Source organism: Thaumasiovibrio clandestinus (assembly GCF_047250365.1).
Taxonomy (GTDB): domain Bacteria; phylum Pseudomonadota; class Gammaproteobacteria; order Enterobacterales; family Vibrionaceae; genus Thaumasiovibrio.
In genome coordinates, this window is record NZ_JBLBVL010000008.1 from 13,800 (window position 1) to 25,918 (window position 12,119).

Consider the following 12,119-nt stretch of genomic DNA (forward strand, 5'->3'; position numbering starts at 1 on the left):
ATGGCGAATAGGATGAGTCCCAAGGCAAAAGAAAGCTTAGATAAATTGAAGGCTTTTATCGCAATAGCGAATGACCAAGGATGGGAAGACTATATTGAACAGGGAAGTTTGAACTTAACGCTGATTGCATCCAGTTGTGGGATTAGTCGAAGTGTCATATATCAAAATGTTCATGTCATGGCCGAAGTTTGCAAGGTTGCCAATGTTCTCTTGGAGAGTGCAGTTATTGAGCGCTTACCCTATTCATCGCCAAAGGAAAAGAAGAAACATAAAGAGCAAGCGAACTCGGTGAACAACAAAGAAATAGATGAGTTAAGAAAAGAAAATCAGTCACTTAATACTAGAGTTGCAGAGTTAAAAGCTAAAGTTGAACATCAGCAAAAACTTTTAGATAAACTGGATATCAACCACGAGTTATTGTACACAAACGGGAGGCTTCCTAGGTGATTTTGACTGATCAGGTAGCTCCTATGTGCTTTAGAGTAACTCGCTCTGCTTACAATAAGAAAGGGCATGTTTCTTTTCTTGCTGTTGAAGTGGATAGTTACTTATATCAGATCACAGATCCTAATGTCTTCTATGTTATTGAAGTAGAAGATAATGATTCAAGTTATTACTTATCAACACTCGTACCAGGTGTTATTTGTCAGTTAGTCCCTAACACAATGCTTGAAAAGAAGATCAAGTATGAGGGAGTGACCGTATCCAAACGTTTTGTCACTACTGATAACTTTATGTTGGTTCGCCCTTCAGGGGATTTAATCATCGATTTACTAAGCAAAGGTCGCTTGTTTAAAGGCGTTGGGAAGTCAAAAGCCCAAGCTTTATGGGCAGCTTTAGGTGAATCGCTCTATGATGCTCTTGAACACAAAGATCAGGGCTTATTGGAGTTGGTATTGACTCCAAACACTGCGAGAAGCTTGATTGATAGTTGGAAGTGCTACACCTATTCAGATGCGTTAGCTTATTGTTGTAAGGAGCTGAAGTTAAAAAGCTCAACCGCATTTAACGTATCTCGATACTATCAGCATGAAACTCAAGCTAAAATACAAAGCGATCCATATCGATTATTGGCTTTCAGTGTGAACTTTGAAGATTGTGACAAGATTGCTAGCAAGTACCATATACAGACTGATGATCCCCGTCGCCTCTCTGCTGCTGTTGAAACTATTTTGTATCAAGCATTGGATCAGGGCGATACGATAGTTATACAAAATGACTTATATGAAGCGCTTAAAAGTATCCTTGGCGTTGATTGTGATTGTGATTGTAGTAAGGAAGATGGTAGCGCGAAGGATTGTAGTTGCTTTCGGAGAAAGCGCTTACGAGCGATCAAAGAAGGCATAGGGAAAAACTATGTTCAATTGACTGATGAGCGGTTTCAGTCACTAGGGGCTTTCGCTATGGAGTCATTTGTAGCGAAGTCTATTACTGAGTTAGCAGGTCGTTATCATCCGTTGCGTCATAAACAAAAAATTGAAGTACAGCAGCTTGTTACACAATATGAAACTAAGAATGAAATCACACTGACAGATGCACAGCAGAAGGCGTTGTTTGGTGCGTTAACGTATGACTTTTTTCTGATAAACGGTGGAGCAGGAGTCGGTAAAACAACCGCTTTGGATGTTATATACCAAGGGTTGGCTCTATTAGGCATTAAGCCCCTACAAATGGCGGTTGCTGGGAAGGCAGCGCAGAGAATGAAAGAAGCAACGGGGGTGGAAGCTTATACCATTGCCCGTTTCATCCATCAATTCAGTTCCGAACTAAAGCAGCAGAGGAATTTGGCTGTGGTAATTGATGAAAGCTCAATGCTTGATCTTGCTAGCATGTATCGCCTTCTTACTATACTGCCATCAACGGTAAAAATTATATTAGTTGGTGATGTTGCCCAGTTACCTCCTATTGGTTTTGGTCTTGTCTTACACGAGTTAGACAAACTAGGCGCATCAATTCCACGCATTGATCTTACAGAAGTTAAACGACAGTCTGGAACGTCTACTATCCCATTCGTGGCGAATTTTATTCGGCAGGGTCTTTACCCTGAGTTCAATTCAAATGACGTGCAATTTATTCATCAAAAGTTTAAGAAAAAAGCAGAGAAACTGGTACTTGAGGCGTACCAAAACGACCCCAAATTTACACAGATTATCTGCCCTACAAACCGATTAGTTAGCATCTTTAATCAAAAATGCGCTCAGTTGAATACAGCTCGTAAACTGTCTGTTTTTAATCATGACTTTGAAGTATTTTCAGATACTAATTTTAGGTTGGGCGATAGAGTGATTTGTAGCAAAAACCTGTATAAATATGATGTTATGAATGGCTCCATAGGGTGGATTATTGAGTGCTATGCAAAGTCATCCTTAGATGTGTTCGGTGAGACTAGCCACGGAAAGATTGAGTGGCAAGATGGTCAGTTATCAGAGATTACGGATGAGATTTTAGAGCATTTAGCACACGCATACGCAATCACGATACACAAATCACAAGGCTCTCAATTTAAAAATGTGGTGATGCCTATTTTTATGTCCCCGAACTTGGACAGAAGCATGCTCTATACGGCAGTAACTCGCGCGGAAGAAAGAGTAACAATAATTGGTGATGAGGAGCAGCTTAAAGTATCGATATCACAAGTATCGGTTGAGCGTCGGCAGGTGGGTTTGGCTGATAAGCTAAGACAACAGCATGATCTATCAAAAAGCAATGTACAAAAAAGCACCAACCAAGGCTTGAGTTTTACTGGATAAATACGGCTCTGTTGTACTTCTGTGTTGTTAAGCTATACTAGCTAATATGGTTAAAAGTTATGCAGGGGGCATTTTTAATGAAAAACATAGCGTTAGATGCGATTCTACAGGCTATACCCTCTCTTAGCTACACCGATACCAAACGTCTTAACAACACAGTTAAGAAGAAGCTCGATTCTGATGTTGTAGGCAAAGTAATTGCTGATCGTGAAGAGTGTGTTTCTGAGTGTCCTCACTGCAATAGCTTGGAGTTTTGCAAGCATGGTGTAACAGCCAAAGGTATTCAGCGTTATCGCTGTAAAGGGTGCAAAAAAACATTCTGTTCTTTGACTAAAACGCCACTTTGCAGGATGCGTATGGAAGGAAAGTGGTTAGAGTACGTTTCTATGATGTGGGAGGGAGTAGCGCTTCGTAAGATCGCAAAGTCTCTCAACATAAACTTAAGAACCGCATTCTTCTGGCGACATCGTTTTCTACAGATGCCAGATAAAAACAAACCGATAAGCTTCACTGGGATCATCGAAGCAGACGAAGCTTTCTTACCCGAAAGTTTCAAAGGAAAACGCAAAATGCCTCGTGAGTCCCGTAAGCGGGGAGGTGGTAAAGTGCCTTTAGTTCCTATCCTCATATCATATCAGCGTGGTGATAGATTTACCTACGAAGTTATGGATAGAAACACCAAGGAGAATCTATCGAATGCAATAACACCATTGCTATCCGATGGTTGTTGTCTCTGTACTGATGGCAATGTTTCATATAAGAGTATCGTTAAGAACCTAGATATCAATCTCGATCATAAGCGAATAATTGCTAGTGATGGTCGAGTTATAGATGGTGTGTATCACATCCAGCATGTAAATGGATTTATAAGCCTTTGGAAAGAGTGGCTAGATCGTTTTCGTGGAGTTGGTACTGCCTACGTTAGCCGATATCTTGCATGGTATATATGGATGCAGGATAAAAGCTACGGAGAGGAAGATTATTGGCTTAGGGAAGCTTTACAGACATAATTTGAATGGAGTAATAAAGCACTATGAAATATACCGTAGTGAAAGAGTATAACGATGCGCCAGAGTCACCAATACAAGTGGTAAAAGGTGAACAGCTTCAATTTGTTGAAGAGTCTAACCCTAATGGAGATTGGGCTAATTGGGTTTTCTGTAAAGGAGCATCTAAAGAAGGCTGGATTCCCAAACAAATACTAACAATTGAAGATAACCAAGTGTTTGTACTTCAAGATTATTTTGCTAATGAGCATACATTGACGCTTGGTGAAACTTTGATTGCAGAATATGAGCTCAATGGTTGGATTTGGAGTACAAAAACAGGTGCGTCTGGTGATTCGGCATGGGCTCCATTAAATCATCTATCCAAGCTGTAGTAATAAAAAATCGTTTAAAGTGTGGTCAATATAATATTCACTAAAGAACAGCTCGATAATGCTATTCACTCAAGCTGCGCATCTTCGACTATCGTAGATGCGTAATCACATTAACAACACAGAAATACAACAGAGCCATAAATACCCATGTATAAATTGTGTGGTTGCACACACAACGGTGATCCAACTCAATTGTTACATAAGGTGATTTATATGGCTGATGATTATAATGTATATCAAGGTTCAGACGGTGTTTGGAGAGGAAAAAAACAAGATGCTAGCCGCGCTAGCGTGACTGCAAAAACTCAACAAGAAGCGTTTGAAAAAACAAGAGATTTAGCTAAAAAGGCGCAATCAGAAGTTTCTATCCATCGCGGTGATAATGGGAAGATACGCGCTAAGCATAGCTATGGTAACGATCCAAGTAGCACCAAAGGCTAGCAAAAGGCTACTAACAGCGATCTATGTAGGTTACTCAAGTCTGTGGAGCTTCACTTGATTGTTCTGTTGATAAGTGTAGTAACTAAGCCGCTCCAAAAAGTGATTGAATAAATTACCTCAATCACTTTATTAAAGAATCTAGCGGTAAGGTTGACTTATAAAGAGGGGCTTGGCTGTTTTGAAAAATCTCCAAGTAATCTGATCTAGTTTTGAGAATAAATACGACACGGAGATTCTTGATATCTCGCGTAGTTAGCAAAGAGCGTAACCAACCTGCATAATCAGAGTCTTTGAGCGCTTCGGCATCAGTAAACCAAACCCACCTTGCGGCATTATCTTCTCGAAGCACAAGAGAAAGTTGAGCAGAAGTACGATAGCTTGCTTTGAACTCAGCGAGGTTAATACTGAACACATCCACACCGATATGAGCATTGATTTCATCAATGCTCTCTGTGGCTGAGAGTGATAAGTCACTGTTTAAGCAATGAAATCGTTTCATTCCAAGCTCCCATGCCCCGCGAATATTTCTTTCTAACCCCAAAGGATAGGTCTGAAACTTTAAGTCAATCTCACTAAACGATAATTCTTTCATTAACCTTAGCTGTATGAGTCGAGGAATTTTGCTTGAATTATATCAAATAGCTTCGGAGCTAAATCTGTTTGGTAGAGCTTAATATTTCCTTTTTTGGAGATTTCTGCTTTTCCAAAGTCAGTTTCAATGCACAGTCTATTGATTTCAAATGATTTTTCGGAGAAGTGCTCTGCAATCTTTTGCATGATACATTGATTGCTAGCTATAGACATTTTAGATGTGCTTTGTGGGAGCAAATCATAAGTCACAATGTCTACAGAGGTAATGTTAATAGTACTAGGCTCATTCATTGCCTCTTCAGCGATACGTTTAAGATCTAAGTTTAAACTTGAGATAGAGCATCGATACTGCAAGCTCGATGACAAGTCACTACGCAATTTTGATAGGCTTTTTGTCGCATCGTTGATTTTCAATACACCTTTGCTCAGTTCAAACTCGTTTACCAAGTAATCTTTGATAAACGAAACCTCTACCTCACCATATGGACTTGTAACCGAGCGTTCAGTCATGACTTCTGTTACGTGTTTAGCAAAAATACGGTCATTTTGGACTTTTTTTATAATAAATCCTGAGCTTTTTTCAAGGCTATATCTCATTTTAATCAAAGAGTTAGCAATTTCTTTTGTGCTCATGTCAACTTGAAATTTAAATAATGAGATACGACTGGCCATGTTATCCCTTACTAGTAAGTTGTGTGTAGATTTTCACTGCTGTGCTATACAAGCGCTTAGATAGTTTATCTACTTCACTCTTGTCTGGCTTAGCCGTCGTAGAGTTCAGCCGTGATTTACTTTGGTTGTAACGTTGAACAGCCTTAATACTGAAACTAAAGCCTTTAAAGTGCTCTTTATCGTCAAATTTAGCTTCAACAGTAAAACAATCAGACTGTGCGGCACTAGATGTAGATGTTACTGCATCATCGTCTTCAGATTGATTTGATGATTTGATTGTCACCTTTTCTCGTAATTTCCATGAAATACGATAGATATTGTAATTGGTTTTCGCAAGACCTTGATATACGGCTGATTCTAGTAGATTTTTCCCAGATAAGGCTGCATTGCGTAATTCGCCTGTTACATCGTTTTCATCTTCATCTTTACCAGAAGAGTGGGCAACACTAACTTTCTCTACGTCGAAGACCTCGTAGCCAGGTAAAGCTAATAGCGAAGTGAAAAATCTGTTTCGGTTTTCTGGTTTAGTATGCTCCAACTCAATATCTACAGGCACTACAGGCTTAGGTAGTTGATTATTGAGTTCTTTAACTAAGAGGTTCTTAACCTTTTTACCTGTTTCTGTGGAAGGGAAGTCAATTCCAGTATCGTCTTTGGCTGAAAAATCAATAATAATTTTAGCTTTCCTTGGCGTTTTCTGACGCATAGGCGCTTTTGAGTAATCGGTGTCTACGTAGCTAAACTCGATTATCGCTTTCTTACCTGAGATTGTGTGTGTTGCTTCAATTTCTTCTTCAGCCAATGCTTTACGTAAATCATCCGCAGCTTTACTAACTTTTTTTGCTGTAAACTGTGTCGGAAGCTCAGTTTTAGCTTGATTGTCACGCTTATCATAATGTTCTAGTAGCGAAGATAGATACACATAGTCGAAATAATCAAACCTCATTGTTTGGATAACAGCAACAAGGTCATCCTTTGAGCTGTGACGATCGACGAAAATACACTTGTCATGTAGGAACTTTACAAGGTGCTCAGCTTTGACCTTTTGAGCGACTAAGCCATCACGAATATTTTTATCATTCATGAAGTATAGGCGATTGCCATTTTTTAAATGTTCTCTACTCATCAGTCCATTAACCCCACTTCTACTTCAGAAAATTGTGGGATAACTTTGGCGATGGTCTCCCCCGCAAGTCTTTGTTGTAAGTCTTCAATACGTTCGTCTTCGTACCCTAAATTTCGAAAGTACATTCCAACTGCTTCACGCAACTTTAAAACTGCGTGGTTATTTTTCTTCACTAACTTAATACGTACAGAGCCTTTATCGTTAAGGATTTGATAGTAGGAAAGAGCATCTAAAAGGTAAACAAACTCATCTACTTCATTGCCTTCCTGCATATAATATATGACGTATCCTGCGTCATTTTTATCTGTAGCTGCATGCTTAATTATGATCCAAGAAGAAAACAAAATCTCTAGTGTTGCTGGCTCGGAGTAGTCTTGACTAAAGTGATTTTTGTTCAGCATTTCACTTGGGTGAAAAAAGCAAAACTTATCAGGGAATGGAAGGTGTTTTTTCGAAATCATTATTTGGATATCTGAAGCAACACTATTTAGTTCAACTATCTTATATGGAGTCATTACGTAAACTTGTCCATAACCATCGAGATGATTCACATATTTTTTATCACCATCTGGTTCATTGACGTCATTGATAATATCAGTAAACGAGCCATTGTAAGTTCCGCAGTGATTGTACACAAACAGCATGCCTTTAACCGTATGGGAAGGCTCTGGAGTAAACAAGTCTTTCCAGTTTTGATTGTATTGAGCACAATTTGTTGAATAGGTAAGGGAATGCATTGCCTTGCGGATTTGTGCCTTAGTAATTGAACCTTTGGCATAACTTTTTAGGTCGGTGTTGATGTACTTCATTTCGTTATCGTAGGGATCACGATAATAAAATACACAATCAGAAGGGTGATCTACTTTTCCTCCATGATCTTCAGGAGTCACACATTTCCAGCTATGGTCTTGCACGATTTTCCGTTTCCATTTGAATACTTCAAACATATCGTCTGATACACATGAAGCCATCTTTGCGATGTTAGCCGTTTCGCTCATAAATTCTTCCTAACCAGAATGCAGCTTGTATGTTTGATGTGCTACATGAAAAAGGCAGCCACTAAATGATCTTGATTAAAACACTAATTAAGATTCTTTATTAATGAGGAGCTATTAGGGTTACTGATTCCTGTTCAAAAGCACCTACTACCTAGTATGGGGTAGTTAATCGTCTGATACCATAGTCAATTTAGTGCTTATTATCCATAAGTTGATTAGGTTAAAAGGGGTAAGGATCTAGCCTGTGTGAGCGTTGTCAAATTCGGCTGCTATATAGCGTAAATTCAACCTGAACAACCTCAGACTATTGGTGGAAGTTTTGCTAACGCACCTTGCGTTAGGGAGTTTATCCATGACCGTAGTCAGTGGCTATTCAATCAGAGGGCAACATTGTTGTCCTAAGAAAAATCACCAAGCTTGATTCGCTGAATCATATCAAGAACTTTTGCTTTGCCTTGTTCAGTATTTAATACCTCAAACGGACTCAAACCATTGAGTACACGCTTTGGTGTTGTCAGCCATTCTTCAGCCATTTGTTCGTCGTCATTGAAGAGCTTTAGTAGCTCTTCTCTAACCTTGTCATCTACATGTGTGATATTCATCTGCATTACCAGTCTCTGCTTATAAAGAAATTTAAACTCTAGAAGGTCTTTAAGTCCAGCCCTCTCGCCCCCGATATGATCATTTCTGTTGAGTGTAAATTAAACGGTCATTTTCTTTACCATTCAGAATCTACAGTTTACGTTCCGATTTTGTTTGATTATTTGTAAAGAAACTCGTAAAGTTATCTATGTAAATTTAACCTACCTTTTCCTACGGTACTTCGATGAAAATTGGATATGCACGAGTTAGTACGGATGATCAAAACGAAGACTCACAAATCGATTCTTTAGAGTCGGCAGGTTGCGAACGAATCTACATTGAGAAATGTAGCGGTAAATCAAAGCAACGTCCTGAATTAGAACGTATGATTGATGCACTACGAGAAGGTGATATTGTCGTTGTCCAGCGCTTGGATAGACTAGGACGAAGCCTAAAAGATTTGATAGAACTGCTTGATGGCTTTAAAGAACAAGGCATCAAGTTCATTAGCTTGAATGAAAGCATTGATACCACGACCGCTGTAGGTGAATTAGCATTTCATATGATAGGAGCTATAGCTCAATTTGAGCGTAGGCTTATATCTGAGCGCACCAAAGCTGGGTTGAAAGCAGCGAGAGCTAGAGGTCGTAAAGGTGGGCGTAAAGCTAAACTGACGGCTTCTGACATCAAGAAAGCACAAGCGATGCTACTTGATAAGTCGGTGACAAAAACTGAAGTTGCTGAGCACTTTGGTGTTAGCCGACCAACTCTCAACAAAGCGTTGGATGGCATTGAACCTCCTCAAGAACGCTCTTTATTTGAGTAAACGAATCGATATTCCTATGCGATAGCATAGGTCTAAAAGCTATATGGCACTGTGTAGCCTAATGAATAAGAAGAAAATACATGTTTGAAACTACTTTTAAAAACATCGATGACATCCTCCACAAGGATGCAGGTTGCTCTTCAGAGCTTGATTACACAGAGCAAACATCTTGGATGCTGTTCCTTAAGTACCTTGATGACTTAGAGCAAGACAAGAAGATCAATGCCGAGCTGATGTTTGAAGAGTACCAATACATCATTGATGAGGAGTATCGCTGGTCTTCGTGGGCAGTACCTAAGGTTGATGGTGAGTTTGATTATGACAACGCCTTGATCGGTGACGATTTAATGGAGTTTGTCGATAACAAACTTTTCCGTTACTTAAAAGGATTCAAGCAACGAGCAGAAAGCCCAGACACTATCGAGTATAAGATCGGTGAGATCTTTGGTGAGATCAAAAACAAAATCCAAAGTGGTTACGCACTACGTGACTGCTTAGAGAAAGTCGATGAGCTTCGCTTCCGCTCTCAAGAAGAAAAGCATGAGCTATCGCACCTCTATGAAACCAAGATCAAGAACATGGGGAATGCGGGTCGCAATGGTGGCGAATACTATACACCTCGCCCATTAATCCGCGCCATGATTGATGTTGTTCAGCCTAAAATTGGTGAAACCATTTACGATGGCGCAGCAGGCTCGGCTGGCTTCTTATGTGAAGCATTTGATTATCTGAGCAAGAAAGAAGGTTTATCGACTCAGGATCTTGACACGCTACAAAATGATACTTTCTATGCGAAAGAGAAAAAATCATTAGCTTATGTCATCGCAATCATGAACATGATCCTCCATGGTATTGAAGCGCCTAATGTTATTCATACCAACACGTTAGCTGAAAACATCGCTGAAATTCAAGATAGTGAACGTCACGATATCATCCTAGCCAATCCACCTTTCGGTGGAAAAGAACGTGCTGAAGTTCAGCAAAATTTCACGATCAAGACGGGTGAAACTGCTTTCTTGTTCTTACAGCATTTTATCAAAAAGCTAAAAGCTGGCGGTCGTGGCGCTGTCGTTATCAAAAATACCTTCTTATCGAATACAGATAATGCTGCCGTTGCTTTACGTAAAGAGCTTTTGGAAAGTTGTAACCTACATACGGTATTGGATTGTCCAGCAGGTACTTTTATCGGAGCGGGAGTTAAAACCGTTGTCTTGTTCTTTGAAAAAGGCTCTGCGACACAAAATACATGGTTCTATGAGTTAAACCCTGGTCGTAAGATGGGGAAAACTAACCCGTTGAATGATAATGACCTAAAAGAGTTTGTTGAATTACAGAAGACGCTTGCCAACTCAGAGAAGTCTTGGTCAGTTGAAGCTTCGAGCCTTGATGCTAATTTCGATCTGAGCGTAAAAAACCCGAATGTTGAAGAAGAAACTCCACTTCGTGAACCAAATGAAATCATAGATGAAATCATTACCTTAGATAAACAGAGTGAAGCTATTTTGGCGAACCTTAGAGGGCTGCTTTAATGTGGGTTAGTCAAAGGTTGAGTGAGATTACTTCTAAGATAGGGAGTGGTGCTACACCTAGAGGTGGCAAAGCTGCATATAAAGAAGAAGGTATGTCACTTATTCGAAGTATGAATGTGCATGATCGACAGTTTCGCTCTAAAGATCTTGCGCTAATAGATGATCAACAAGCCGAAAAGCTCAAAAATGTAGAGTTGTATTCTGGAGATGTACTTTTGAATATAACTGGTGCATCAGTTGCAAGGTGTTGCGTTGTGCCAGATGATTTTTTGCCAGCTAGGGTAAATCAACACGTATCCATCATACGAGTCGATCAAGATGTAATAGATCCTGATTTTCTCTGCTTGTTGCTGACTTCGAAGGTTTACAAAGATCGTCTGTTGGAAGTTGGCGAGGCTGGAGCAACAAGAGAAGCTATCACAAAGACACAATTACAAAACTTCGAGATCGCCTTTCCAAGTTCTCTTCGTGAGCAAAGAGAAGTTGTAGCTAACTTAGATGCAATGTTTGCTGATATCGATAAAGCTAAGCAGAACGCAGAGCAAAACCTAAAAAATGCTCGTGAGTTGTTTGATAGCTATTTGCAGAATGTATTGAGCCAGAAAGGTGAAGGTTGGCAGGAAACAACTGTTGGTAATGAAATAGAGCTTTTAACGGGTAATGCTTTTAAAAGTAAAGATTATGTTTCAGATGCTGACTCAGTGAAGTTATTGCGTGGTGACAACATCATGCAAGGTTACTTCCGTTGGGATGGAGCGAAATTTTGGCCAAATAGCAGAGTTAATGAATTTGAAAAATTTTTACTTAAGGAGGGTGATATTGTGTTAGCAATGGATCGAACCTGGGTAAAAGCAGGAATGAAATTCGCTCAAATCACTGCTAATGAGCTTCCGTGTTTACTTTTACAACGGGTCGCCAGATTACGGTGCAAACAAGGGATGAATAAAGATTTATTGTATTTCCTTATGGGAAGTAAGCTGTTTGAATCCTATGTTCTTTCCATACAGACAGGTTTAGGAGTTCCTCATATAAGTGGTAAGCAAATACAGTCCTTTACTTTCAACAAACCTAGCTTGGAAGAGCAAGGGGTGATAGCTGATAAACTCAAAACCTTGTCAACAGAGATCGACAAACTTAAATCGATTTATGCTCAGAAAGTTGAAAATCTCAATGAACTTAAACAATCAATCTTACAAAAAGCATTTAATGGCGAGTTGTAACGC

General features: G+C 39.6%; 13 protein-coding genes. 8 read left to right on the plus strand and 5 right to left on the minus strand.

All coding sequences use genetic code 11. The annotated features are described in order from the left end of the window. Positions 1–12 precede the first annotated feature (12 nt). From ACKLNH_RS12505 to ACKLNH_RS12525, 5 genes are all read left to right on the plus strand, one after another. Positions 13–447: a hypothetical protein gene (locus ACKLNH_RS12505; RefSeq protein ID WP_413112596.1), complete on the plus strand. Its 435-nt coding sequence runs from the start codon at positions 13–15 to the stop codon at positions 445–447. Then, positions 444–2,750, plus strand: coding sequence for an AAA family ATPase (locus ACKLNH_RS12510; protein WP_413112597.1), 2,307 nt, complete (start codon positions 444–446; stop codon positions 2,748–2,750). Before ACKLNH_RS12505 ends, ACKLNH_RS12510 begins: the two co-directional genes overlap by 4 nt. A 77-nt stretch (positions 2,751–2,827) precedes the next feature. Further along, positions 2,828–3,760, plus strand: a complete 933-nt coding sequence (locus ACKLNH_RS12515) for an IS1595 family transposase (protein WP_413112598.1) — start codon at positions 2,828–2,830, stop codon at positions 3,758–3,760. A gap of 23 nt (positions 3,761–3,783) precedes the next feature. Then, positions 3,784–4,131, plus strand: a complete 348-nt coding sequence (locus tag ACKLNH_RS12520) for an SH3 domain-containing protein (RefSeq protein ID WP_413112599.1) — start codon at positions 3,784–3,786, stop codon at positions 4,129–4,131. Positions 4,132–4,344: 213 nt separating this feature from the next. Beyond that, positions 4,345–4,572: a DUF2188 domain-containing protein gene (locus tag ACKLNH_RS12525; protein ID WP_148636178.1), complete on the plus strand. Its 228-nt coding sequence runs from the start codon at positions 4,345–4,347 to the stop codon at positions 4,570–4,572. 121 nt (positions 4,573–4,693) lie between these two features. Here ACKLNH_RS12525 and ACKLNH_RS12530 read toward each other — a convergent pair whose 3' ends face one another. From ACKLNH_RS12530 to ACKLNH_RS12550, 5 genes are all read right to left on the minus strand, one after another. Next, on the minus strand, positions 4,694–5,164 hold the full coding sequence (locus ACKLNH_RS12530; RefSeq protein WP_413112600.1) for a hypothetical protein: 471 nt from the start codon (positions 5,162–5,164) through the stop codon (positions 4,694–4,696). A gap of 5 nt (positions 5,165–5,169) precedes the next feature. Further along, positions 5,170–5,835, minus strand: coding sequence for a hypothetical protein (locus ACKLNH_RS12535; protein WP_413112601.1), 666 nt, complete (start codon positions 5,833–5,835; stop codon positions 5,170–5,172). A gap of 1 nt (position 5,836) precedes the next feature. Beyond that, positions 5,837–6,961 carry a hypothetical protein gene (locus ACKLNH_RS12540; protein WP_413112602.1) on the minus strand — a complete coding sequence of 375 codons (1,125 nt, stop codon included), beginning with the start codon at positions 6,959–6,961 and terminating at the stop codon, positions 5,837–5,839. Then, positions 6,961–7,959 carry a PD-(D/E)XK nuclease domain-containing protein gene (locus ACKLNH_RS12545; RefSeq protein ID WP_413112603.1) on the minus strand — a complete coding sequence of 333 codons (999 nt, stop codon included), beginning with the start codon at positions 7,957–7,959 and terminating at the stop codon, positions 6,961–6,963. Before ACKLNH_RS12545 ends, ACKLNH_RS12540 begins: the two co-directional genes overlap by 1 nt. 398 nt (positions 7,960–8,357) lie before the next feature. Continuing rightward, the gene (locus ACKLNH_RS12550) at positions 8,358–8,561 is read right to left on the minus strand and encodes an antitoxin Xre/MbcA/ParS toxin-binding domain-containing protein (protein WP_413112604.1); all 204 of its coding nucleotides are present in this window, start codon (positions 8,559–8,561) and stop codon (positions 8,358–8,360) included. 224 nt (positions 8,562–8,785) lie between these two features. Here ACKLNH_RS12550 and ACKLNH_RS12555 point away from each other — a divergent pair, with 224 nt between their 5' ends. The 3 genes from ACKLNH_RS12555 to ACKLNH_RS12565 all read left to right on the plus strand — a co-directional run bounded on the left by ACKLNH_RS12555 (position 8,786) and on the right by ACKLNH_RS12565 (position 12,116). Then, positions 8,786–9,367 (plus strand): recombinase family protein, encoded by a 582-nt coding sequence (locus ACKLNH_RS12555; protein WP_372234181.1) that lies wholly within the window; start codon positions 8,786–8,788, stop codon positions 9,365–9,367. 80 nt (positions 9,368–9,447) lie between these two features. Beyond that, positions 9,448–10,896 (plus strand): class I SAM-dependent DNA methyltransferase, encoded by a 1,449-nt coding sequence (locus tag ACKLNH_RS12560; protein WP_413112605.1) that lies wholly within the window; start codon positions 9,448–9,450, stop codon positions 10,894–10,896. Further along, on the plus strand, positions 10,896–12,116 hold the full coding sequence (locus ACKLNH_RS12565; protein ID WP_413112606.1) for a restriction endonuclease subunit S: 1,221 nt from the start codon (positions 10,896–10,898) through the stop codon (positions 12,114–12,116). Before ACKLNH_RS12560 ends, ACKLNH_RS12565 begins: the two co-directional genes overlap by 1 nt. The last annotated feature ends 3 nt before the right edge of the window (positions 12,117–12,119 follow it).

Excerpts from the sequence above, each read along its gene's own strand:
- ACKLNH_RS12515 (WP_413112598.1), top strand. The coding sequence starts at position 2,828 with ATGAAAAACATAGCGTTAGATGCGATTCTACAGGCTATACCCTCTCTT.
- ACKLNH_RS12555 (WP_372234181.1), top strand. The coding sequence starts at position 8,786 with ATGAAAATTGGATATGCACGAGTTAGTACGGATGATCAAAACGAAGAC.
- ACKLNH_RS12525 (WP_148636178.1), top strand. The coding sequence starts at position 4,345 with ATGGCTGATGATTATAATGTATATCAAGGTTCAGACGGTGTTTGGAGA.
- ACKLNH_RS12535 (WP_413112601.1), bottom strand. The coding sequence starts at position 5,835 with ATGGCCAGTCGTATCTCATTATTTAAATTTCAAGTTGACATGAGCACA.
- ACKLNH_RS12545 (WP_413112603.1), bottom strand. The coding sequence starts at position 7,959 with ATGAGCGAAACGGCTAACATCGCAAAGATGGCTTCATGTGTATCAGAC.
- ACKLNH_RS12550 (WP_413112604.1), bottom strand. The coding sequence starts at position 8,561 with ATGAATATCACACATGTAGATGACAAGGTTAGAGAAGAGCTACTAAAG.
- ACKLNH_RS12565 (WP_413112606.1), top strand. The coding sequence starts at position 10,896 with ATGTGGGTTAGTCAAAGGTTGAGTGAGATTACTTCTAAGATAGGGAGT.
- ACKLNH_RS12520 (WP_413112599.1), top strand. The coding sequence starts at position 3,784 with ATGAAATATACCGTAGTGAAAGAGTATAACGATGCGCCAGAGTCACCA.
- ACKLNH_RS12560 (WP_413112605.1), top strand. The coding sequence starts at position 9,448 with ATGTTTGAAACTACTTTTAAAAACATCGATGACATCCTCCACAAGGAT.
- ACKLNH_RS12540 (WP_413112602.1), bottom strand. The coding sequence starts at position 6,961 with ATGAGTAGAGAACATTTAAAAAATGGCAATCGCCTATACTTCATGAAT.
- ACKLNH_RS12505 (WP_413112596.1), top strand. The coding sequence starts at position 13 with ATGAGTCCCAAGGCAAAAGAAAGCTTAGATAAATTGAAGGCTTTTATC.
- ACKLNH_RS12530 (WP_413112600.1), bottom strand. The coding sequence starts at position 5,164 with ATGAAAGAATTATCGTTTAGTGAGATTGACTTAAAGTTTCAGACCTAT.